We start from the raw sequence: 22493 nt of genomic DNA on the forward strand, positions 1-22493 counted from the left end.
TCTACCCATACTCCGGTCGAAGGCCGGGGGTGCTGACACAGATCAGTCCAGCGTCGCTGGAATGCGTTGCTCCGGTCGGGCGGTCAGGGCGTTTTGCCTGTGAGGGTGCGGGTCGCCTCTGCGACGACGACCTCTTCATCGGTGGGGATGACAAGCACGTCGATATCCGAGCTGATCGCGCTGATCCGGGTGGCATTCCGGGTGTTCGCGGACGTATCGAGCGCCACACCCATCCAGCCCAGCCGGTCGCAGATGCCGCTGCGGACGCGGGCGGAACTCTCGCCGATTCCGGCTGTGAACACGATGGCATCCAGCCCGCCCAAAGACGTGGCAAGTGATGCCAGTTCACCGGCGGCACGGGCGCAGAACAGGTCTATCGCCTCCTCTGCCTCGGGCGCGGTGCTCGTCTCCAGAACCTTCATGTCGCTGCTGATGCCCGACACGCCCAGAAGGCCGGATTGCTCATAGAGCAAAGTAGTGATGTCAGCCGCGCACATGCCCTTTTCCTGCATCAGGTACAGCACCACGCCGGGGTCCAGCGCGCCACTGCGCCGTCCCATCATCAGACCGTCAAGTGCTGTGAACCCCATGCTGGTCGCAACGCTTTGGTGGTTCTTGAGCGCGCACATGCTGGCCCCGCTGCCCAGATGGGCGACTATCACGCGGCCTTTCGCCTTGTTGCCAAGATGGTGCGGCAAGCAGCCTGAGATATAGTCGTAGGACAAACCATGGAAACCATATCTGAGGACACCATCGTCGGTCATTTCACGGGGCAGGGCGAAAAGCTGTGCCAGCCGGGGCATGGTGCGGTGAAAGGCTGTATCAAAGCAGGCGATCTGTGGCAGGTCAGGCAGGGCCAATGCCACACATCCGATCGCGGCAAGGCTGTGAGGCTGGTGCATGGGCGCGAGCGGGACGAGAGCCTTGAGGTCCGCCAGTAGCTTGTGGGTGATCCGCGCGGGGCCTGTCTGGTGCAGGCCACCGTGGACGACGCGGTGCCCTGCCGCTGTGAAAGTGATGTCAGGGCGCTGCGCTGAGAGCCACGCCAGCAATGAGGGGATCAGATCGTCGCGGTCCGACGCGTTCTTGGGAATACGCGGACCCGCCAGCAACAACGAAAGCCCCTGCGCGTCGGTCGCGGAAAAGACCGGGTCAGTGCCGATCCCGGCAACCTTGCCCTTCAGGATCGCGTCACCCGCCTCCGCCGGATAGACCGCGAACTTGAGACTGGAGGACCCCGCGTTCAGCACGAGGATCGCATCTGTCATGGCGCGGCGGGCGAGGGGCGATTGATGAACAACTGTGCCAGCGCGCAAGAGGCCAGTCGTGACGCGGCACTGTCCGCCCGGCTTGTCAGGATGATCGGCACACGCGCGCCCAGCACGATCCCGGCCGCGTCGGCATCGGCGAGGTAGATCAGCTGCTTGGCCATCATGTTGGCGGACTCCAGGTCCGGTGCGACAAGGATGTCGGCGCACCCTGCGACCCGCGACACGATCCCCTTGGCAGTCGCGGCGGCTTCAGAGATCGCGTTGTCGAAGGCCAGCGGCCCATCGAGTATCCCGCCTGTGATTTGACCCCTGTCGGCCATCTTGCACAGGGCTGCGGCATCGACGGTGGAGGACATGCGGGGTGTCACCGTCTCGACCGCCGACAGGATCGCGACCTTGGGGATTGCGATGCCAACGGCATGGGCGAGGTCGATGGCGTTCTGCACGATGTCCCGCTTTGCGTTCAGATCAGGGGCCACATTGATCGCGGCATCCGTGATCAGCAGTGGCTTGGAATAGGTCGGCACGTCGAGCACATAGACATGACTTAGCCGCCGTTCGGTGCGCAGCCCGAGCATTGGATCAAGTATCGCCTCCATCAGCTCGTCCGTGTGCAGCGCACCCTTCATCAGTGCTGCGACAGTCCCATCGCGCACGAGGGCAACCGATGCGGCGGCGGCCGCATGACTGTGTGGGGCGTCAATGAACCGATAGGTGTCGAGGCTGCGCCCAGCCGCCTGTGCCGCCGCCTGAACCTTGGCTCTGGGTCCGACCAGCACCGGCGTGATCATGCCCTTGTCCGCTGCATCCAGTGCAGCTGTCAGCGACAGCGCATCGCAGGGATGGACAACTGCCGTCCGGATCGGTGCCATTGGTGCCGTCGCCGCGATCAGTCGCGCGTAGTGCGCACCGGGTGCGTGCAGCCGAACCGTTGGCAGCAGCACGCGGCGGCGACGCACCTTGTCGCGCGGGGCGATGACCTTTGCGACCCCTTCGATGACCATCGTGCCGTGCTGGTTTCGACAGGTGCAGGCCAGCAGCAACCGCCCCTTGGCCTGCTTCTTGGTCACTTCGACGCGCACGGTCACGGTATCGCCAAGCGCCACGGGGGCTTCGAACTTCAGGCTTTGGTCGAGAAAGACCGTACCCGGTCCCGGCAGCTCGGTTCCCAGCACGGTCGAGATCAGCGCACCGCCCCACATGCCATGGGCGATGACGTGGTGAAACATGTCGTCCTTGGCGTAATCCGCATCCACATGCGCCGGGTTCACGTCGCCCGACATCACGGCGAAAAGGCTGATGTCCCGCGCGGTCAGCGTGCGCGTCAACCCGGCGTGATCGCCCACTGCGATGTCGTCGTAGGTTTTGTTCTCTATGAATTGCATCGTCGTCGGTTCAGGCGCGGACATGAAGGCCTCCGTCAATATGAGTGATCTCGCCTGACACGCCGCGCGCGGCATCGCTGGCAAGCATTACCGCGACTTTGCCGACATCCTCGATGGTCAGGGCGATGTGCTCTGGTGCGCGTTCACGGGCCGCGTCGATCAGGGCATCGAAATGCGCGATGCCGGACCCCGCCCGCGTTTGCAGCGGCCCCGGCGAGAGGGCGTTGACCCGTATGCGCTTCGGTCCGAGTTCGACGGCAAGCGCGCGCAAGGTTCCTTCCAGCGCCGCCTTCACCGGGCCCATGACGTTGTAATGATCCACGACCTTCTCGCCGCCATAATAGGTCATCGTCAGGATCGTGCCGCCTTGCGTCATCATTGGCTCTGCCAGCCGCGCCATACGGATCAGCGAATGCACCGAGATGTCCATGGCGCGGGCGAACCCTTTGGCCGAGCAATCCACCACCCGCCCGTGCAGATCCGCCGCCGGGCAAAACGCAATGGAATGTACGAGGATATCGAGCCGCCCCCATTTCTTCTGCACGGCGGCAAACACCGCTTCCATTTCGCCATCAGCCTCGACGTCGAGCGGCAGCAGAAGTTTTGCGCCCACAGCATCGGCCACGGGCTGGACAAAAGGTTTTGCGCGCGCGTTCACATAGGTCAGCGCGACCTCGGCCCCGGCATCGACAAAGGCCTGCGCGCAGCCTGTCGCGATGGAATGTTCGTTGGCGACCCCGACGACCAGCGCGACCTTGCCATCCAGCGCGCTCATCGTTGCATCACATAGGTGCCGGGGGCGTCGCAGACCGCCTTGTTCGCTCCGGAGTGGGCACCCATCTGCGGCGGCGGCACCGGTTCCCCAGACCGCTTTCCCAGCCAGCCTGCAAAGGCCTCCCACCAGGACCCATCCGAAGCGACGTTGTCCGCCAGCCAGTCGTCCGGGTCTTTATAGGCCGCCGTCGCCGCCGTCTCCGCGATCCGGAAATGCCGACCGTGATGGCCCGGCTCGGATACGATGCCAGCGTTATGCCCGCCGCTTGTCAGCACGAAGGTCACGTCGGTGTCGGCAAACAGGTGCATCTTGTAGACCGAACGCCACGGTGCGACGTGATCGTCCTCGGTGCCCACCGCGAAAATCGGCGCACGGATGTCCGCCATGGCGATGGCCTTGCCGCCCACGTAGTATCGACCCTCTGCCAGATCGTTGTTGAGAAACAGCTTGCGCAGGTATTCCGAATGCATCCGGGCAGGCATCCGCGTCGCGTCCGCGTTCCACGCCATCAGATCGAAGGCATCGCCGCGCGCCCCCAGCAGATAGTTTGAAATCGCAGCCCCCCAGATCAGGTCGCGCGCACGTAACAAGGCAAAGGCCCCGGCCATCTGGTCCGATGAGAGATACCCTTTCTCGGCCATCATATCCTCGATCAGCGTGACCTCGCTGTCATTGATGAAGAGCCGCAGAGGACCGGCTTCGGTAAAATCCACCTGCGCGGCGAGCAGCGTAACAGTGGCAAGGCGCGCGTCATCGTCCCGCCCCATCGCCGCCGCTGCGATGGACAACAGCGTGCCGCCCAGACAATAGCCGACCGCGTGCAGCTTCGGTGCCTGCGTGATCGCCAGCGCGGCGTCGAGCGCTGCCATCACGCCACTTTCGCGGTAGTCCTCCATGCTCAGATCACGGTCGTCAGCGTCCGGGTTTTTCCACGACACCATGAAGACGGTGAAGCCCTGCGCCACGAGGAACCTGACGAGCGAATTTTGCGCCGAAAGGTCCAGGATGTAGTATTTCATGATCCACGCCGGCACGATCAGGATCGGCTCGGGGCGGACCTCTGCAGTGGTGGGCGCGTACTGGATCAACTCGATAAGATCATTGCGGAACACAACCTTGCCGGGGGTGGTGGCCAGATTGCGTCCGACCTCGAAGGGCTGAGGTCCGTCCGGCGCCTTGCCGGTGCGGCGCATGATGTCTTCGGCAAGGTTGCGGGCACCGCGCATCAGGTTTTCGCCGCTCTCCGCACGGGTTGCGGCAATCACCTCCGGGTTGGTAAGCGCGAAATTGGACGGCGCGGTGCTGTCCGAAATCATGCCCGCGACGAATGCCATCAGGTTCTCGTGTTCGGGCGTCATGCCGTGAACGCCCGTGACGGCATCCTGCCACCAACGCCAGGACCGCTGATGTGCCGCACTCCAGACGTTGAAGGGCCACTGTTGCCATGCCGCGTCTGCATACCGGCGGTCGGGAAGGTCATCGGGACCGGCGTCCTCGGGACGCAGCCCGAGCCACGCCGCCAGAAACGCCTGAGTGTCGCGCATCGCCTGTTCGCGCAGTTGCATCTGCTTGCCGGGGGAGCTTGCCAGATGCACGACCCAGTCGGTCCAGGCCTCGCCCAGAACGGACGGCGACAGGCCCGCGGTCGCCTGCGCCAGACCTGCATGGGTCATGCGGTCAAGGGCCTCGGCAGCAGTGTCCGGCGGTTCAGCCTTCGTGATCTCTGGCGAGATGACCTGGGATGTGAGCAGCTTGAGTTGGTCGGGCATGCCGTCACCTTTCATTCGGCCCTGCAAAGCGCGGGGTCTTTGCCCAAGCCATAGCAATTGCGCCGCAGCGCGGCATTGATCTGGGTCAGTGTTTCGGCAAATCATGCGTGGCGCGATGGTCAGCGCGCAGACGAGGTGCCGGTGCCCAGTTCGATGATCTCCGCCGTGATCGCCTCTTGCCGGACGCGGCGCAGCGTCGCCTCGAATGTCTCCAGTTCACGGGCGATCTGGCTGCCCGCCGCCGTCATCGCCTCCATCCGCGCTTCGTTTTCGGCGGCGAAGGCGTGCAGTGCGGCCTTGCAGACTTGCGCGTTGAAGTACTCCTGCCCGAGCGCTGCGATCAGCGCCTCCTCAGGCAGTTGCATCAGGGGGCGGTCACCCGTTGTCGCGGGAAGTTCGGTGAAGTCGATCGGGAAAAGCCGTTCACGCAACAAACCCGGACGGCCCGAAGCCCAACTGGTGAAAACCACGTCGAGGCTGTCGATGCGTTTCTCTGCGACAGCGCGATAGATTGCTGTCGTGATCCTGTCGGCCAGCTTGGGGATGCCGGGCGTGTGCGAGGGCAGGGGCGCCGTCCAGTGGGGCGTGACCCCGCGGGAGGCGGCAACGGAAAGCCCCCGCGTGCCGACAAGAAAGAGCTGCGCCGGAGCGGTGTCGCCGATGCTGTCGAGCACCCTTTCGCTGAAGGCACCGGCGAAGCCTTGCTCGGCCCCGAAGAGCAACAGGCCGGTCTTGCCGTTGTCATTGTCCGGCGCGGTAACCTTCGGCAGCACCTGCGCCATCGCCGCGGCGATGGTCGCAGCGTAGCTGTCCACCGCCCCGACTTGCGCACGCGCGACGTGCGCACGGGCGGCGGCGATGCCCTTCATCGCGTTCACGACCGCGCCGAGTTGCCGGATACCGTCAATGCGCACGCTGATGTCGGCGAGGCGCTCGGTCATGCCAGGGTCTTGGTGTCGCCAAGGGACTTGGCCAGCGTGGCCAGCACCGCCAGCAGGTCCGTGCGCGCCTTGTCCTCGAGCGTGCCTGTGTCGGTCAGTCCCCTGAGCAAATCTGCCGCATCCCGGTCCAGCGCTGCGGGCAGTGCCGCGCGGAACGCTGTCACAGCGCCAACCGGCAGCGCGTCCAGCAGCCCGGCCTGCACGGCAAGCATCAGCGCCACCTCGTCGGCCAGCCGGAGCGGCACATGCTGGCCTTGCCGCAGCGCCTCCCTGATCCGCGCCCCCCGCGTCAACTGATCGCGCACGCGGCCATCGGGCATGCCGCCGAAACGGGTGAAGACTTCCAATTCCAGAAACTGCGCATAGTCCAGCCGTAGCGTGCCTGCCGCCTTGCGCAGCACCGGCGCCTGCGTCTTGCCGCCCACACGGCTGACGGACAGGCCGACGTCCACCGCAGGTTACTGCCCTTGATGGAACAGCGCCGCGTCCAGCACGATTTGCCCGTCGGTGATCGAGATCAGGTTGGTCGGAATATAGGCCGACAGGTTCCCCGCCACCGTCTCGGCGATGGGCAAAGCGGTCAGCGAGCCGCCGCCGCGATCGTTTGAGAGCTTGGACGCACGTTCCAGCAGACGCGCGTGGATATAGAAGACGTCGCCCGGATAGGCCTCGCGCCCCGGCGACTGACGGGTGAGCAGGGCGATTTCCCGATGGGTGGCGGCGTGTTTTGACAGATCATCGAAGACGATCAGCGCGTGCTGCCCCTTGTCGCGGAAATATTCAGCCATCGACATGCCCGCGTAAGGCGCAATCCACTGCAAACCCGGTGCCTCGGACGCGCCGGCAACGACGACGATGCAGCGGGCGAAGTTGCCATGCCGTTGCAGCGCATCAATGGCGCGGCGCACGGACGAGGTCTTCTGTCCCACGGCCACGTAGATGCAGATCATGTCGCTGGCGGCTTGGGCGATGAGTACGTCGATGGCCAGCGTCGTCTTGCCCGTCGAATGATCGCCCACGATCAACTCGCGCTGACCGCGCCCCAGAGCAAAGAGCGTGTCGACCACGACAACCCCGGTCTGGACCGGCTCTGTCACAAGGTCGCGTTCGATGATGGAGGGCGCGGGCCGCTCGATGGGCAGATGCGACTGGGCCAGAACCGGCCCCTTGCCATCAAGCGGGCGGCCCAGCGGGTCCACGATCCGGCCTAGCAGCGCCTCGCCCACGGGGACGTTTATCACCTCTCCGGTGCCAAACACCGCATCACCCGCCTCGACCTTTGTCGTGCCGTCCAACAGGACACAGCCGATCCGGTCGGGGTCCAGCACCCGCGCAAACCCGGTCTGGCCGCCTGCAAAGCGCAGCACCTCGTCCAGACGCACGTCGCGCAGGCCCGAGATCATCGCGACGCCGTCACCTATCTCCTCGACGCGCCCGCGATGCTCCGCGCGGGGGCCGAGGGTAGTGCCCTCCAGCGCGCTTTGCGCCGAGGCGACCCAGTCACGCGGCATCCTTGACCGCCTTCCGCACCACGTCGAGATCTGCCTGCCAGCTGTTGTGCAACACGAAATGCGGACTGCGCAGTTCCAGCCCCGCAATCAGCGCCGGATCGGTGACGAAGCGCAACTCGGGGACGCCGCCAAGCGCTTTGCGCACGGCCTTTTCGATGGCGGCCTTCTGATCGCCCGGATCGACGGGGCTGACCACTTCAATGCCTTTCGGCGCGTCGACCAGCGACGCGCGGTCGGCCTCCGGCATCTGCGAGATCGTCTCGACGAGCTGTGCCAAAAATGCGGCCTGCACCTTTGGACTGTCGAGCCGTTTCAGCAAACGGGCGGCGATCATGAGTGCCAGCTCGGTGGCCTTTGCAGCGTTGTCAGCCTGCGCCGTTTCGGCATCTTGGGCTGCCGTGGTCTTCGCGGCGGCGAGAAGGGCGTCGGCCTTGGTCTGCGCTTCAGTCTGCGCGGCCTTGGCGGTTGCTTCCACTTCGGTCTTCGCCGCATCCAGCGCCGCTGCGCGTTCCGCCGAGATCGCATCGCGCGCCTTTGTGACCTCCGCCAGCGCCGCGTCGGCCTTGGCCTGCGTCGCCGCCGCGGCGTCCGTCACCGCCGTGGCCGCCGTCTGACGCGTCGCGATCGCCGCGGCGACGGGCCGCCAGAACACGCGCGACAGAAGCCAGACAAGAACCAGAACGTTGATCGCCTGCAACCCCAGTCCCCAGAAGTCGATTGTCATGTGCTCAACCCAGCATCGGGTTGGCGAACAGAAGCAGCAGCGCGATCACAAGGCAGTAGATCGCCGTCGTCTCGATCATCGCGAGGCCGACGAAAAGCGTGCGCGAGATCGTATTCGCGGCCTCGGGCTGGCGCGCGATGGCCTCCATTGCGGCGGCCACGGCGCGGCCTTCCGCCAGCGCGGGGCCGATGGAGCCGAAGGCGACAGCGATAGTCGCGCAGATTATGCTGACGATTTGGACGTATTCCATCAGGAATCCTTGTTCTGAAGGGGAAGGGATGCTTCGGGCTGACCGTCGTCGACCGTGGCCGAGATGAAGACCATCGCGAGCACCGCGAAGATGTAGGCCTGGACCAGCCCCGTGAGCAGGTCGAGCGCCATGAGCGGGATCGGCACGAGAAGCCCGGCAAGCGAGGCGACGATGCCGACGACAAAGACGCCGCTCATCACGTTGCCGAAAAGGCGCACGAACATGGAAAAGACACGGGTGATGCTTTCGAGCATGTTCAGCGGGATCATCGCGATGTTGGGGGCGGCGAAGGATTTGAGGTAGCCGCCGACCCCCGCGCCGCGCACGCCGAACCAGATGACCGACAGAAACACGAGAACGGCCAGCGCCGCGTCGGTTTCCAGCTTGGCTGTGGGCGGCTCCACGCCGGGGATGAGTGAAGACCAGTTCGACACCAGAATGAAGACGAAGAGCGTGCCGATGAAGCTGCGATAGGGCGCGGGGGCGGCACCTGTCGTTTCGCGGATCTGTGTGTCCAACGTGATCACGATCAGCTCAAGTGCTGCCTGCCGCTTGCCCGGGATCAGGGTAAGGCGGCGGGTTAGAAGGTATGACCCCGCTACCAAAACGACCATGATCGCCCAGGTGGTCAGGATGGCCTGTGTGATCGACACGGGGCCGAGATGGAAGAGGGCAACGGACTCGAGCGGCGAGTTCATGGAGCTTCCCGCCGTAGCCGGTAGAACATCAGCGCCTTGGCGCAGAGCACGCCCGCAAAGGCCGCGAGAAGGGCCGCGCCGCCCGCCAGTACAGCGATGAAGAGGGCGGTCGCCAGCAGCGACATCCGCCCCAACGTGAGGGCCAGCGCCATCAGCGGCTTGCCCGCGTGCAGGATCAGGTCGGTTGTCGCGCGCAGCGCGCGGAAATAGCCGTACCCGATGACCAGCCCGCCGACAAAGCAGGCGGCCAGCAGCAGGGCCGGGGGCAAGGCGGAAAAATCCATCATTTCGCGTTCATCCAGTTCCATGCTGTCCAGCCGCCAAGGCATAGGCCCAGCACCAGGCAGGGTGCGGTCCAGAAGATGCCCGCGCCGAAATGCCCGTCCAGCCAGCGGCCAAGAAACATGCCGCCAAGTGTGGGGACGACGAAAATCCAACCGAGAACGCCGATCTGTGCGAGCCTGCGGCCCACGGACATGTCGCCCTCGCGCAGCCACTTGTCGCGGCGCGCGCGGCGCAGGCGGGCTTCGGTGATCAGCGGGTCATCCTCGGGCCGTGCCACCAGCGGAATGCCCCCGTATCCGCGCCGCCATGCAGGCGGGTGACCATCTGCCGGATCGCGTTCAGTTGCAGTTGCACCGTCTCGTTGCGATCGACCTTTTCGGCGTCCGCGTCGGTCTGAAAGCGTTGCAGCACCTCACTGTCGAGCGTGGCCAGATCGTTGCCCGTAACAGCCTCGCGGGTGGCGATGGACACGGTGTTACCGATGACGCTCAGCATGCCGCCGCGGACTGCGCAGAAATGTTCTGTTGCATCGTCCTTCCAACTGACGATGCAGACCGTAAGCGCCGTCAGGAAGGGCGCGTGGTCCGATAGGATGCCGAAGCTGCCGCTGGCATCCTCCGCGCGCAGGGCGTCGATCTGTGCGTCCACCACGACGCACAAGGGGGTGACGATGCGCAGGTTCATGCGGCGTCCTCCTGAACAGGCGCGGGCGTCGGGGACCTGTGCAGCAGCTTCCTTCCTGCGCGCATCCTCCAGCGTACCGACCATGTAGAGAGAGCTTTCGGCCCAGTCGTCCGCTTGGCCGTCCAGAATGCCGCGACAGCCCGCCAGCGTATCGGCAAGCGACACGCTTTGCCCCGGCGTTCCGGTGAACGCCTCTGTCACCATGAACGGCTGGGTCAGAAACCGCTGCAAACGCCGCGCGCGCTTCACGATCACGCGGTCGGCGGCGCCGAGCTCTTCCACCCCCAGCAATGAAATGATGTCGGTCAGCTCACGGAACCGCGCGAGCGCCTGCCGGACCGCTTCGGCGGTCTTGTAATGGTCCTCTCCCACCACCAGCGGGTCGAGCAGCATCGAGGACGATGCCAGCGGATCTATCGCCGGATAGAACCCTTCAGCCGCCTGCGCGCGCGACAGCACGATCACGCAGTCCATGTGGCTGGAAATTGTCGTTACGGCCGGGTCGGTGAAATCGTCTGCCGGGACATAGACTGCCTGAATCGCTGTCACCGCGGAGCCTGCGACGGAGGCAATCCGCTCTTGCAGCCCCGCCACCTCGGTCGCCAATGTAGGCTGATAGCCCACGCGGGAGGGCAGGCGGCCCAGAAGGCTGGAAACCTCGGCACCGGCCTGGACGAAACGAAAGACGTTATCCATCAGGAGCAGCACGTTCTTGTGCTTGGTATCGCGGAAATATTCCGAGATCGTCAACGCCGTCAGTGGCGCACGCCAGCGCGCGCCCGGTGGTTCGTTCATCTGGCCGTAAACCAGCACCGTGCGCTCCAGCACGCCGGAGGCCTGCATCTCCGTCAGCAGTTCGTGACCTTCGCGGGACCGTTCGCCGACGCCCGCGAAGACGGAGATGCCTGCGTATTTCTCGACCATGGCGCGGATCAGTTCCATCACAAGCACGGTCTTGCCCACGCCCGCACCGCCGAACATCGCAGCCTTGCCGCCTTGCGCCATCGGGGTCAGCAGGTCGATCACCTTGATGCCGGTCTCGAAGACTTCCGTCGTGCGGGTCTGTTCCTGAAGCGCCGGCGGGGTGGCATGGATCGAGCGTCGCGTCACGTCGTCGGGCAGGGGCGCGCCCTTGTCCTGCACGTTGCCCACGACATCCAGCAACCGCCCCAGTACCGCATCGCCGACCGGCACCTTGACCGCCGCGCGCAACGCCCGCACCGCAACGCCGCGGGCCAGTCCGGCAGTCGATTGAAACGCGACGGCGCGCAGGGTCGTCGGGTTAAGGTGGCTGTGGACTTCAAGGACCAGCGGGGTGGGCCGGTCCCACTGTACGAGCAACGCTGTATCAAGGTGCGGCAGGTCAGCATCCGCGAAGACGACATCGACAACCGCGCCCCGTACGGCATGAACGATTCCGTCCGCGGCGATGTTGGTCTGATCGCGCTTCGGGTCGGCGGCGGGTGCTTCGGCCTTTGTCATGACACCCGTTTACGTTGGAGCACGGACCCGCGCATTGATCTGTGTCAGCGCCAACACATCAAAATGGAGTCACACTGATGAAAAGGGCACAGGCCCGACATTTTCATCTGGAGGCGATAATGAACGGCTACATCGGCAACATCGAGGAATTGACGGACGACAACACCGACTTCCGTCGCGTGCTGTATTCAGGTGCCCATCTGCAACTGGTGCTTATGTCTGTGGCCCCCGGTCAGGAACTGGGGGGAGAAATCCACGCGGACACGGATCAGTTCTTTCGCGTCGAGGATGGCAAGGGGCGCATCGTTATCGACGGCGTGCCGCACAAGGTCGGCGCGGGGGATGGCGTGATCGTTCCCGCAGGGGCGCATCACAACGTGATCTGCACCGGACACGCGCCGCTGAAGCTGTACACGATCTACGGGCCAGCGCACCACCGCGACGGGTTGGTGCAAGCAACCAAGGCCGAAGCGGATGCCTCGGAAGAGACATTCGATGGAAAAACAACCGAGCACGCGGCGGAGGCGGTTCGGGTCTGAGACTGCGTGACACCCATCTGTCCGCGTGCAACCTGTCGGCCCCCGAAAAGCGAGATCGAAAGCGTGCGACACCCACGGGAACCAAGCCCTGTTCCGGTCCTGCATCCGTGGTGCCGGTGTTGGACGGTGATCTTCGTCTCGAACGGGTGACGTTCAGACCGGTATGTCGTTGAAAAGATCGTCGCTCGTCTCATCGGCCTTTGCCGGTGCCGGCTTTCGCGAAGACGCAGCATGGCCTTCGTGAGGCTGCGGCTAAGAACGATCTGCCTCTGGGTCTCGGGATGGCCGCGTCGATTTGTCTTGATCGGTGTCTTTCTCTGGCATGACCCGCTCGCTTTCTCGTTTCCGTCATGGATTGGGCAGTCGATCAGCGCCAAAAGATGCGATTTCCCGCCTTGATTGATCCGCCGGTCCCTTAAAATGCTTGACGCGAATTTGCCCTCTTCGCATTGATCTGGATCAGGGACAGCGCTTACCGCCCCGTGGGAAAGGGTATTCAGCCGCTGGTGGCCCACCGGTCGAAGTCCGTCCGACGCATGCAAAAGGCCCCATGAATGAGCACCGATCCCTACACGACCCTCGGCCTGAAAAAGGATGCCAGTGCCGCCGACATCAAGAGAGCGCATCGAAAGCTGGTGCGGACCAGCCATCCCGACCTGCATCCCGACGACAAGGGAGCGGAGGCGCGGTTCAAGGCGGTGTCTGCCGCCTATGACCTTTTGAAAGCCCCTGAGACGCGTGCGCGCTACGACGCGGGCGAGATCGACGCGCAGGGGGCAGAGCGCCCTCAGCGTCAGTATTACCGCGACTATGCCGATGCGCCGGACAACGTCTATCAGCAGCGGCGCGGGTTCGGGCAGGACATGGACCCCGGTGACATCTTCGCCGAAATCCTGCGCAACCGGGCGACAGGAGCAGGCGGGTTTGACTTTGGCGGGGGCAATGGCCGGACTGCCGGACCCGATGCGCGCTATCGGTTGGAGGTGCCTTTTCTGGATGCGGTGCGCGGTGCCCAGACCGCAATCACCCTGCAGGGTGGCGCGAGCCTCGCGGTGAAGATCCCGCGCGGCACGCAGGACGGACAGACGCTGCGGTTGCGCGGCAAGGGATCGTCCGGCTTTGGCGGTGGACCAGCGGGCGATGCGCTGATCACCGTGGCCGTGCAGGATCACCCGGATTTCCGCCGCGAGGGAGACGACATCCTCGTAACCCAGCCCGTGTCCTTTGACGACGCCATTCTGGGGGCCAAGGTCACTGTACCGACCATCGACGGCCCCGTCGGATTGACTATCCCGCCCGGCGCAAGCTCGGGCCGGGTGCTGCGTTTGCGCGGGCGCGGCGTCGCGGGCAAGGGGAAGGCGGCGGGTGACCAGCGGGTAGAGCTGAAGATCGTCGTGCCAAAGGACCCTGACCCCGCGCTGCGCGATCTGCTGACGGCATGGCGCAAGACCAAAGCCACTTTGAAGAAAGGAGCCGCCGCATGACCGACCTTTTCACAGAGGACGAGGTCATCCTGACCGTCACCCGCCTGACCCGGCAGCAGCTCGGCAGGTATGTCGAGGCCGACCTCGTGCGTCCACATAGCGCTGAACAAGGCATGTTCTTTCGCAAGGTCGACATCGCGCGTCTGGAACTGCTTTGTGATCTGACCCAGGACCTCGACCTTGACGAGGGCACCGTCGGCATCGTGATTTCGCTCGTTGACCAGCTGCATGGCGCACGACGGGAACTGGTGATGCTGACCGAAGTGATCCAGACATTGCCAACCGACCTGCGCAGCCGCATCGGCGCCGCGCTGCAACGGATCTGAGCAGATGAACTTCAAGACAACACCCTCGTCACGACACGTTGGCTGTCTATCGGATGTTCTCAAGGTCGCCTTATTGACTATGGCCGCGGTCGGCCTCGCGGCGGGCCTTGGTCTCTGGGCCGCCGATCAGACCGCGCTTGCCACAGCGGCGTGGGTGGCGGGCGTCCTGCCGGTTCTGGCGGCGCTGTGCATCGAGATCGTCCGCAGCCTTTTGAAGGGCGAGGTCGGGCTTGATATCGTTGCAGCCCTGTCGATGGCGGCGGCGCTTCTGGTCGGTGAAGCGCTCGCTGCCGCCGTTGTCGCGCTGATGTATTCGGGCGGTACTTTTCTGGAAAGTTTTGCCGAGGGCCGCGCCCGGCGCGAGATGCGCGATTTGCTCTCTCGCGTGGCGCGCACGGCGACACGGCACCGGAACGGGCAGCTCGAGGAGATCCCACTGGACGCGATCGACGCGGGTGACCTGCTGTTGATCCGGCAGGGAGAGGTCGCGCCGGTCGATGGCACGGTCGAGGCGATGCAGGCGATGCTGGACCAGTCGGCGCTGACCGGAGAGGCGCTGCCGGTGCGGCTCTCGCGCGGGATGGCGGTGATGAGCGGGTCGACCAATGCGGGCGCGGCGTTCGATCTGCGCGCGACCGCGCGGGCCGCCGACAGCACCTACTCCGGGATCGTGCGTCTGGTGGAAACCGCACAGCGCTCGAAGGCTCCGATGGCGCGGCTGGCGGATCGCTACGCGCTGCTTTTTCTGGCCGTCACGGTCGCCCTGGCGGGCGCGGCCTGGTGGTTCACCGGCGATCCGATCCGGGCCGTCGCCGTTCTGGTTGTCGCCACGCCCTGTCCGTTGATCCTCGCTGTTCCTGTCGCTCTGGTGGCGGGCCTTTCGCGCGCTGCGCGCTTCGGAGTGCTGATCAAGGGCGCGAAGCCGTTGGAGGCGATGGCGCGCATCAAGACATTGATCGTGGACAAGACCGGCACGCTGACGGACGGGCGACCGGGGATCGTGTCGATCACGGGGACGGGGGCGCTGAGCGAGGACGAAGTTCTCTATTTCGCCGCCTCCCTCGATCAGGCGTCCCAGCATCCGGTGGCCCAAGCGGTCGTGGCCGCCGCCCGCGCGCGCGGGCAAACCCTGCCGGTCCCGACCGACGTGATCGAGACAGCGGGCGAAGGCGTTGCCGGCCGGGTGGGGGACCGCGATGTGCTGGTCGGCGGCACAGGCTTTGTCGCGGCGCAGACGGGGCCAGAGGCCCCCGGGGTGGAAGAACCTGGCGCTGTGATCGTGGCCGTCGCGGTTGATGGCCGGGCGGCGGGCCATCTTGTCATGGCAGATGCCCTGCGGCCCGGCATCCCTGCGCTGCTGCAGGCGTTACGCCGCAACGGGATCGACCGGATTGTGCTTGCAACGGGTGACCGCCACGATGTGGCAGAGGCCCTGACGCTTGGTTTGGGTCTTGATGGCGTCAAAGCTGATCTCACGCCGGACAGGAAGGTGCAAATCGTTGTTGATGCACGGAAAACCGGGCCTGTGATGATGGTTGGCGACGGCGTGAACGATGCACCTGCTTTGGCAGCGGCGGATGTTGGCGTTGCCATGGGCGCACGCGGTGCTGCGGCTTCAGCCGAGGCGGCGGATGTCGTGTTGCTGGTCGATGATCTGGGGCGATTGCTTCCCGGTCTGATTATCGCGCGGGGCGCGCGCCGCATCGCGCTGCAAAGTGTGGCTGCGGGCATCGGCCTGTCGGTCGCGGGCATGATCGCGGCGGCATTGGGCTATCTGACGCCGGTTCAGGGCGCGGTGATGCAGGAGATCATCGACGTGGCCGTGATCCTGAATGCCTTGCGGGCGCTGCGGATTGACCCCGGGCGGCCTATGATTGAGGCCGACGAACGGGTGCGCCCAATGGAAAGGCGGGCAGCATGAACACGACCCTCGCCGCAGCCGGGACATTCGTCGCCACCCGCACCGGTCCCAAGCTGATTGTCACGGGCGCTTTGCATATCGACACTGTCGCCGCTATCGACCGCAGCGGGCTGTTCAATCAGGCCCGCGAGGCGACGATGATCGACCTCGGCGGCCTGACCCGCATGGACACCGCCGGCGCGTGGCTTGTGGTTGATCTGCAATCGCGCCTGAGTACGGCGGGGCGCACTCCCACCCTCGAAGGCGCGAGCGAGGCGCAGGCGCAGCTGATTGAAACCGTCCGCCACAGCATGCCGCCCGCCGACACGGTAGAAGTGCTGCGACCATCGCTGGCCGATCGCCTCGAGATCCTCGGGCGGACGGTCGTGGGCGGCGCGCGCAAGGCGGTTGCGCTGGTCTCGTTCCTCGGCCAGGTCGTTGCGACCCTCGCGGGGATCGTGATCCATCCAGGCCGCCTGCGTCTGACGTCGCTGGTGCATCATTGTCAGGAAGTCGGGCTGAATGCCGTGCCCATCGTTGCGCTGATGGCGTTTCTGATCGGCGTCGTGCTGGCGTTTCAGGGGGCCACGCAGCTGCGCCAGTTCGGGGCGGAGGTGTTTGTCGTCGATCTGATCGCGATTTCCGTGCTGCGCGAACTGGGCATTCTGCTGACCGCAATCATTGTGGCAGGGCGGTCCGGGTCAGCCTTTACCGCCGCCATCGGATCGATGAAAATGCGCGAGGAGATTGATGCGATGCGCACCATCGGGCTGGACCCGGTGACGATCCTCGTGGTGCCGCGCGTGCTGGCGCTGATGTTTATGCTGCCCGCGCTTGGCTTCATCGCCGATATCGCCGGGCTGGTCGGCGGCGCGGTGATGTCGTGGATCGACTTGGGAGTCTCGCCTGCCGTTTTCCAGTCGCGGCTGGTCAGCAACACGGACGTCTGGCACTTTGGCGTCGGCATGATCAAGGCGCCCTTCTTTGCGCTGATCATCGGGATCATCGGCTGCTTCGAGGGTCTGCGCGTCGGCGGCGACGCGGAATCGCTGGGCCGGCTGACCTCTACTTCCGTCGTGCTGTCGATTTTCATGGTCATCGTCGCGGACGCCATGTTCTCCATCTTCTTTGCCATCGTGGGGGTGTGATGACTGATACCGCCGACAACCACATCATCCGCGTGCAGGGGCTCGTCACCCGTTTCGGCGCGCATACGGTTCACGACGGCCTCGACCTTGATGTGCGCAGGGGCGAGATTATCGGGGTCGTGGGCGGCTCGGGCACCGGCAAGTCGGTGCTGTTGCGGGCTATCGTGGGACTGCTCAAGCCCGCCGCGGGCAAGATCGAGGTTTTCGGCCAAAGCGTGCGCGACACGCCCGACGCCGATTATCGCCGTCTGCGCCGCCGTTGGGGCGTGATGTTTCAGGACGGGGCGCTGTTTTCATCGCTGACCGTGCAGCAGAACGTCGAAGCCCCGATGCGCGAGCAGCTGGAGATGCCGCACGACCTGCGCGCCACGCTCGCGGGCATCAAGGTGCGCATGGTGGGCCTGCCGGAAAACGCGCTTGCCAACTACCCCGCCGAGCTGTCGGGTGGCATGCGCAAGCGGGCGGGGTTTGCACGCGCCATCGCATTGGATCCCGAAATCGTCTTTCTGGATGAGCCGACCGCCGGTCTGGATCCGATCGGCGCGGCGGCATTCGATATCCTCATCAAGCAGTTGCAGGCGGCGCTTGGCCTGACCGTCTTTCTCGTCACCCACGACCTCGACAGCCTTTATGCCATCTGCGACCGCGTCGCCGTGCTGGCCGACAAGCGCGTGCTGGCGGTGGGATCGCTTGAGGACATGCTGGCGGTCGATCACCCTTGGGTGCAGGAGTATTTCCACGGCCCCCGCGCGCGGGCAGCGCAGGCCACGGCAGGTGCAAACTGATGGAGACCCGTGCCAACTTCATCCTGATTGGTGCCTTCACACTGGCCGCCATCCTCGGCACACTGGGGTTCTTCATCTGGCTCGCCAGCGTTCAGGTCGACCGGCAGTACATCACCTACGGTATCCTGTTCGAGGATGTATCGGGGCTGGACCCCTCGGGAGATGTGTTGTTCAACGGCATCTCGGTCGGCAATGTCATCGACCTCGCCATCTACGAAGAGGACGCGTCCAAGGTCTTTGCGACGGTCGAGATCGACAGCAGCACGCCGGTGCGCAGCAATACGGTCGCGCAGGTCCAGTCGCAGGGCGTCACCGGCGTGGCCTATATTTCGCTCTCGGGCGGAACCCCGGGTGCGGCGTTGCTGACGGCAAAAGATGGGGCATTGCCGATGATCCGCTCCAAGCGGTCCACCGTTCAGGCCCTGGTTGAGGACGCACCCGATCTGCTGGCGCAGGCGACCGACCTGCTTGCCCAGTTTCAAGGGCTGACCAGCCCGGAAAACCAAGCGCTCGTGACGGGCATATTGCGCAATCTTGAAACATCCTCGGGGCGGCTGGATCAGGCGCTCAACGACTTTTCCGAGATCAGCGGTACTGTCCGCGAGGCCACGGCGCAAATCTCGATCTTCACCGGCAAACTGGACAGCATCAGCGCCTCTGTCCAGATCACGCTGGAACGGGCCGATGCGGCGTTGCTCTCTGCCCAGACCACGTTCGACACCGCCGATACAACGCTGAAGGCCTCCGGCCTCGCGATCCGGAACGTCGAGGACACGTTCGATGCGGCGCAGATCCTGTTGCGCGATACGGTCCCGCCGATCCTCGAAAAGCTGTCCGAGGCTGTTTCACGCGCCGACACGGCTATTGCCGATCTCCAACAGCAGGGCGGCAGCGCGCTTGAAGGGTTCGGGGACACGGCAGGCCTGCTGAGCGCGCGGTTGACGGAGTTGGAGAAAACGCTTCGGGAAGCCGACACTGCCTTTGCCGCCGTGTCCGGGGCATCAACCAGTTTCGACGCGCTGGTGACCGGGGAAGGGACCGCGATGGTCGCCGATGCCCGCGCCGTGCTGGCGAGCGCTCGGACAACGCTTGCTTCGCTCGAAAGCGTGGTTCAGGTCGATGTGCCCGCCGTAGTGACCGACATCCGCCGTGCCGTGACAACGGCAACAGAGGCGGTGGAGCGGGTTGCGGGGGATGTAACCGGTCTGACGGCGCGCTTGGATCCGATGGCGGCGCAGACCGAAACGGCGCTGGCCTCCGCGACCGCGTTGATGCAGCGGGCGCAGGTCAGCCTTGATGGCATTGACAAAACGCTGAGCGGAACGGACACGGCGTTGACGGCGGCCGAAACGGCATTCGATGCCGCGACCGGGCTGATGCAAACCGATCTCGCTCCGGTTCTGAGCGACATCCGCACCGCCTCGGACAGGATCAGCGTCGCGGTCGAAGGCGTGGCCCGCGACGTGCCCGCAATTACCGCCGACTTGCGCGCGCTGATCGCGCGGGCGGATACCGTGGTGGGGCAGGTACAGGCGGCAGTTGCTGCCACGGCACCGGGCCTTGGCAATTTCGCCCAGACCGGCCTGCCAGAGCTGACCCGTCTGAGCGCAGAGGCGCGGGGCCTCGTCACGACCCTGAACAACCTCGTGCGGCGGATCGAGCGTGATCCGGCCCGTTTCCTGCTCGACAACCGCGTTCCTGAATATCGGAGATGACACCATGACAGCGAATATACTGACCCGACGCATCGCCCTGCTGGGCGCGACAAGCCTGCTTAGCGGGTGCGGCGCGCTGGGTTCGCTGAATACGGCCGCACAGCCATTGGACACCTACGACCTGGCCCCCGCTGCCGGATCGACATCGGGACCGCGCAGTGCCGCCAAACTGCTGATCGCCCGACCGGAGGCCTCGGCGGCGCTGGCCACGGATCGCATCATGGTAAGGTCCGACGGCGCCACGATCACCTATCTGCCCGACGCCCGCTGGGCCGACGAGGCCCCGCTGGTGATGCAAGCACTGCTGGTGCGCAGCATCGCGGGGACGGGGCGGATCGGATATGTGGGGCGCAGTGAGGGCGGACCGGTGCCGGATGCCGCGTTGCTTGTGCGGATGGATGCTTTCGAGGTCGTCGTGGCACCCGGTGGTGAGGTTCGCGTACATGTCGAGATTGACCTGACCGTGGTGAACGACCGTGACCAGCGCGTGCTCGGCAGGCAAAGCTTCGCACAAGTGGCAAATGCCACGAATGACAGCCCACCTGCCATCACCGCTGCATTTCAGGCTGCGCTGAACGTCCTTTTGCCCTCTGCCGCCGAATGGATCTTACAAACTCTGTAAGTCTTGCCCTCAGGCTCGGTGTTGTCCTGACAGTCGCATTCAATATCAAGTTAGCACTCTTCAGTGTTTCACTGCTCCCCTGGAACATTTTGTTCTTTGCAAACCGAATGATAGGGACTGGACCTGTCACGGTTTGATGCCGCTCCCTTGATGGCGTTAATGCTGCAAAGGAGACGAGCTATGGGCACAGGAAGAGAGGATGAATTTCGCAAAGACGCGGTGCGCATTGCATTGGCCAGCGGGCTAACTCTGCGTCAGGTTCGAACGGAACCCTCTTTCTTTGGTGTCCCCAAGGCTCTTCTTCTATTGGATCATCATCCAGATGCAGTACGGTTTTCTGCGTAAGATATTGGCAAATCTATATTCTTCCTGCATGTGCGCGCAGCAGCGAAAAAGCTGCCCCACTCGCGTCAGGTGTGGCTCACGACACCGCGAACTGTCGATTAAGGCGCGTGTCGGCGGGGATATGCTGACCTTACCGGATACAGTGCACAAACAATGCGTTCATCTTGCCGAATAGGTGACCTTTCCGTCGCAAATCGTCACCTGCGCCGAGGCATCCGTGATCTGTGCAGGGGCCAGCGTGGTTACATCGTGGCTGAGGATGGTCACGTCGGCCATCATTCCGGCCTTCAGCTTGCCTTTGCGGTCTTCGTTGAACTCGACCCAGGCGTTGTCGCGGGTATAGCTGGCCAGCGTGTCGGTCAGGCTTTGCGTCTGGTCGCGCCATTTTGGACCCAGATCCAGCGGGGCGATGGCGGCCTTGATGGTGTCCATCACGTCGATCTGGATCACCGGCCAGTCGGTCGAGAAGATCACCCTGGCGCCGGTGTTGCGGATGTCCTGCCATGCATAGGCACCGGCGATCTGGTCGTCGTGCAGATATTGCCCCACGCCCGAGGGCGGGAAGATATGGCCGCGCGGCGCGTGTCCGGGCTGGATCGACGCCACGATGCCCAGTTCAGCCAGACGCGGAATGTCGTCGGTGTGCATGACTTCAAGGTGTTCGATCCGGTGGCGGCTGTCGCGCGCTCCGTTGGCCTGTTGTGCTGCGGCGTAGGCGTCGATGGTGCGCCGCACAGCTGCGTCGCCAATGGCGTGCACAGCGATCTGAAACCCAAGGCGGTCCGCCTCGACGGCGCAGGCCACGAAATGGTCCTGGGTAAAGACTTCGTCGCCGGTATTGCCGTCCTTGCCCAGGTCACCGGGGTAGGGGCGCAGCATCAGCGCTGTGCCGCTTTCGATCACCCCGTCGATGAACATTTTCACGTGGTTGCAACGCAATTTGTCGCCCTGATAGCGGGCCCGCATTTCCGGGGCTTCGCGGGACATCCGCGCGACCGGATCAGTGCCTTTCATGTGAAAGGGCACTTCGCAGCGGCACAGCAGGCGACCTTCGGCTTCCAGCTCGCTCAGCAGTTCCAGCTGATAGGTATTGCCATCCATCAGATGCAGGCCGGTGATGCCTTGGGCGGCGCAATGTTTCAGCCCGGCCGCGATCACATCCTTGTCCATCTCACGTTGGGCAGGGGTGGGCGCTGGCACCGGATCCTTGCCTGTGGTCAGCCCCATCATTTCGCGGCCCGCGTGGCGGGTCAGTGCCAGAACGGGGCTGTAGGCCCCCGGTTCCAGCAACTCGCCACTGGCCAGACCGTCGTCGCCCATAACAATCTGCGACCCGGCGTCAACGACGCCACCTTGTAACAGCCCTGCCGCCTTCAGCGCGGCCGTGTTGGCCCAGACGGTATGGTGGTCGGGTGCAAACATGGCCAGCGGGCGGTCGGGCAGGATGGTGTCCAGATCGTGACGGGTCAGCGTGTGGCCGGTGCCAAGAATGTCATAGTCGGCCATCACGCAGAACACCAAGGTGTCGTCGGGGTTGGCGGCGGCATAGGGTACAATCGCCTGACGCATCCCGTCCAGACCCTGCACGCCATACAGGCTCAGCTGCGACAGTTCGACCGAGCCGCCGAACAGATGCACATGGCTGTCGATAAAGCCCGGCAACACGGTGCCGCCCTTGGCGTCGATCATGCGGGTTTGCACGTCGCCAAGCCCCTTGACCATCGCATCATCACCAACGGCAATGATCCGGCCATCGGCGATGGCCAGCGCTTGCGCCTGCGGGGCGTCGGGATCAAAGGTGATCAGTTTGCCGTTAAAAATGATGATATCTGCCGTCATATGTGCCTCGTCAGG

At 64.6% G+C, this 22493-nt stretch carries 22 protein-coding genes and 1 pseudogene; 8 read left to right on the top strand and 15 right to left on the bottom strand.

Features of this window, described 5'->3' with window-relative positions; translation table 11 throughout:
• Positions 1–83: 83 nt before the first annotated feature.
• From DSM107133_RS09655 to atpD, 14 genes and pseudogenes are all read right to left on the bottom strand, one after another.
• On the bottom strand, positions 84–1268 hold the full coding sequence (locus DSM107133_RS09655) for an acetate/propionate family kinase (protein ID WP_114292623.1): 1185 nt from the start codon (positions 1266–1268) through the stop codon (positions 84–86).
• Positions 1265–2680, bottom strand: coding sequence for a bifunctional enoyl-CoA hydratase/phosphate acetyltransferase (locus tag DSM107133_RS09660; protein WP_240310451.1), 1416 nt, complete (start codon positions 2678–2680; stop codon positions 1265–1267). Before DSM107133_RS09660 ends, DSM107133_RS09655 begins: the two co-directional genes overlap by 4 nt.
• A complete protein-coding gene (gene fabI, locus DSM107133_RS09665; protein ID WP_114292624.1) occupies positions 2667–3431 on the bottom strand; it encodes an enoyl-ACP reductase FabI in 765 nt (254 codons plus the stop codon). Before fabI ends, DSM107133_RS09660 begins: the two co-directional genes overlap by 14 nt.
• Positions 3428–5200, bottom strand: coding sequence for an alpha/beta fold hydrolase (locus tag DSM107133_RS09670; protein WP_205387775.1), 1773 nt, complete (start codon positions 5198–5200; stop codon positions 3428–3430). The genes fabI and DSM107133_RS09670 overlap by 4 nt, the downstream gene beginning before the upstream one ends.
• A gap of 119 nt (positions 5201–5319) precedes the next feature.
• Positions 5320–6141: a F0F1 ATP synthase subunit gamma gene (locus tag DSM107133_RS09675; RefSeq protein WP_114292626.1), complete on the bottom strand. Its 822-nt coding sequence runs from the start codon at positions 6139–6141 to the stop codon at positions 5320–5322.
• Positions 6138–6593, bottom strand: coding sequence for a hypothetical protein (locus DSM107133_RS09680; RefSeq protein ID WP_240310452.1), 456 nt, complete (start codon positions 6591–6593; stop codon positions 6138–6140). Before DSM107133_RS09680 ends, DSM107133_RS09675 begins: the two co-directional genes overlap by 4 nt.
• Before the next feature lie 6 nt (positions 6594–6599).
• On the bottom strand, positions 6600–7652 hold the full coding sequence (locus DSM107133_RS09685) for a F0F1 ATP synthase subunit alpha (RefSeq protein WP_240310453.1): 1053 nt from the start codon (positions 7650–7652) through the stop codon (positions 6600–6602).
• A complete protein-coding gene (locus tag DSM107133_RS09690) occupies positions 7642–8376 on the bottom strand; it encodes an ATPase (RefSeq protein ID WP_114292627.1) in 735 nt (244 codons plus the stop codon). The genes DSM107133_RS09685 and DSM107133_RS09690 overlap by 11 nt, the downstream gene beginning before the upstream one ends.
• A 4-nt stretch (positions 8377–8380) precedes the next feature.
• The gene (locus DSM107133_RS09695; RefSeq protein WP_114292628.1) at positions 8381–8626 is read right to left on the bottom strand and encodes a F0F1 ATP synthase subunit C; all 246 of its coding nucleotides are present in this window, start codon (positions 8624–8626) and stop codon (positions 8381–8383) included.
• Positions 8626–9324 carry a F0F1 ATP synthase subunit A gene (locus DSM107133_RS09700; RefSeq protein ID WP_114292629.1) on the bottom strand — a complete coding sequence of 233 codons (699 nt, stop codon included), beginning with the start codon at positions 9322–9324 and terminating at the stop codon, positions 8626–8628. The genes DSM107133_RS09695 and DSM107133_RS09700 overlap by 1 nt, the downstream gene beginning before the upstream one ends.
• Entirely contained in the window at positions 9321–9653 is a 333-nt protein-coding gene (locus DSM107133_RS09705) for an ATP synthase subunit I (RefSeq protein ID WP_114292630.1), read from the bottom strand. The genes DSM107133_RS09700 and DSM107133_RS09705 overlap by 4 nt, the downstream gene beginning before the upstream one ends.
• The gene (locus tag DSM107133_RS09710) at positions 9608–9886 is read right to left on the bottom strand and encodes an AtpZ/AtpI family protein (RefSeq protein ID WP_240310454.1); all 279 of its coding nucleotides are present in this window, start codon (positions 9884–9886) and stop codon (positions 9608–9610) included. The genes DSM107133_RS09705 and DSM107133_RS09710 overlap by 46 nt, the downstream gene beginning before the upstream one ends.
• Positions 9859–10293 carry a F0F1 ATP synthase subunit epsilon gene (locus tag DSM107133_RS09715; protein WP_240310458.1) on the bottom strand — a complete coding sequence of 145 codons (435 nt, stop codon included), beginning with the start codon at positions 10291–10293 and terminating at the stop codon, positions 9859–9861. The genes DSM107133_RS09710 and DSM107133_RS09715 overlap by 28 nt, the downstream gene beginning before the upstream one ends.
• Before the next feature lie 36 nt (positions 10294–10329).
• A pseudogene (atpD, locus tag DSM107133_RS09720) lies at positions 10330–11775 on the bottom strand (F0F1 ATP synthase subunit beta); the annotation flags it as partial.
• Between the two features lie 119 nt (positions 11776–11894).
• Between atpD and DSM107133_RS09725 the strand changes: the two are divergent.
• The 8 genes from DSM107133_RS09725 (at position 11895) to DSM107133_RS09760 (ending at position 20294) form a co-directional block, all read left to right on the top strand.
• Positions 11895–12314 (top strand): cupin domain-containing protein, encoded by a 420-nt coding sequence (locus tag DSM107133_RS09725; protein ID WP_114292658.1) that lies wholly within the window; start codon positions 11895–11897, stop codon positions 12312–12314.
• A gap of 554 nt (positions 12315–12868) precedes the next feature.
• A complete protein-coding gene (locus DSM107133_RS09730) occupies positions 12869–13798 on the top strand; it encodes a DnaJ C-terminal domain-containing protein (protein ID WP_114292632.1) in 930 nt (309 codons plus the stop codon).
• Entirely contained in the window at positions 13795–14124 is a 330-nt protein-coding gene (locus tag DSM107133_RS09735; protein WP_114292633.1) for a chaperone modulator CbpM, read from the top strand. Before DSM107133_RS09730 ends, DSM107133_RS09735 begins: the two co-directional genes overlap by 4 nt.
• A 79-nt stretch (positions 14125–14203) precedes the next feature.
• Positions 14204–16045 (top strand): heavy metal translocating P-type ATPase, encoded by a 1842-nt coding sequence (locus DSM107133_RS09740; RefSeq protein WP_240310459.1) that lies wholly within the window; start codon positions 14204–14206, stop codon positions 16043–16045.
• Positions 16042–17172: an MlaE family lipid ABC transporter permease subunit gene (locus DSM107133_RS09745; protein WP_114292635.1), complete on the top strand. Its 1131-nt coding sequence runs from the start codon at positions 16042–16044 to the stop codon at positions 17170–17172. Before DSM107133_RS09740 ends, DSM107133_RS09745 begins: the two co-directional genes overlap by 4 nt.
• Positions 17172–17957: an ABC transporter ATP-binding protein gene (locus tag DSM107133_RS09750; RefSeq protein WP_114292636.1), complete on the top strand. Its 786-nt coding sequence runs from the start codon at positions 17172–17174 to the stop codon at positions 17955–17957. Before DSM107133_RS09745 ends, DSM107133_RS09750 begins: the two co-directional genes overlap by 1 nt.
• Positions 17957–19672: an MlaD family protein gene (locus tag DSM107133_RS09755; RefSeq protein WP_114292637.1), complete on the top strand. Its 1716-nt coding sequence runs from the start codon at positions 17957–17959 to the stop codon at positions 19670–19672. Before DSM107133_RS09750 ends, DSM107133_RS09755 begins: the two co-directional genes overlap by 1 nt.
• 4 nt (positions 19673–19676) lie before the next feature.
• A complete protein-coding gene (locus DSM107133_RS09760; RefSeq protein ID WP_114292638.1) occupies positions 19677–20294 on the top strand; it encodes an ABC-type transport auxiliary lipoprotein family protein in 618 nt (205 codons plus the stop codon).
• Positions 20295–20798: 504 nt separating this feature from the next.
• On the opposite strand, the gene DSM107133_RS09765 is transcribed toward DSM107133_RS09760, so the two are convergent.
• Entirely contained in the window at positions 20799–22478 is a 1680-nt protein-coding gene (locus DSM107133_RS09765) for an amidohydrolase (protein ID WP_114292639.1), read from the bottom strand.
• Between the last annotated feature and the right edge of the window lie 15 nt (positions 22479–22493).

Origin of the sequence: Pseudosulfitobacter sp. DSM 107133, from assembly GCF_022788695.1 — a bacterium.
Taxonomy (GTDB): domain Bacteria; phylum Pseudomonadota; class Alphaproteobacteria; order Rhodobacterales; family Rhodobacteraceae; genus Pseudosulfitobacter.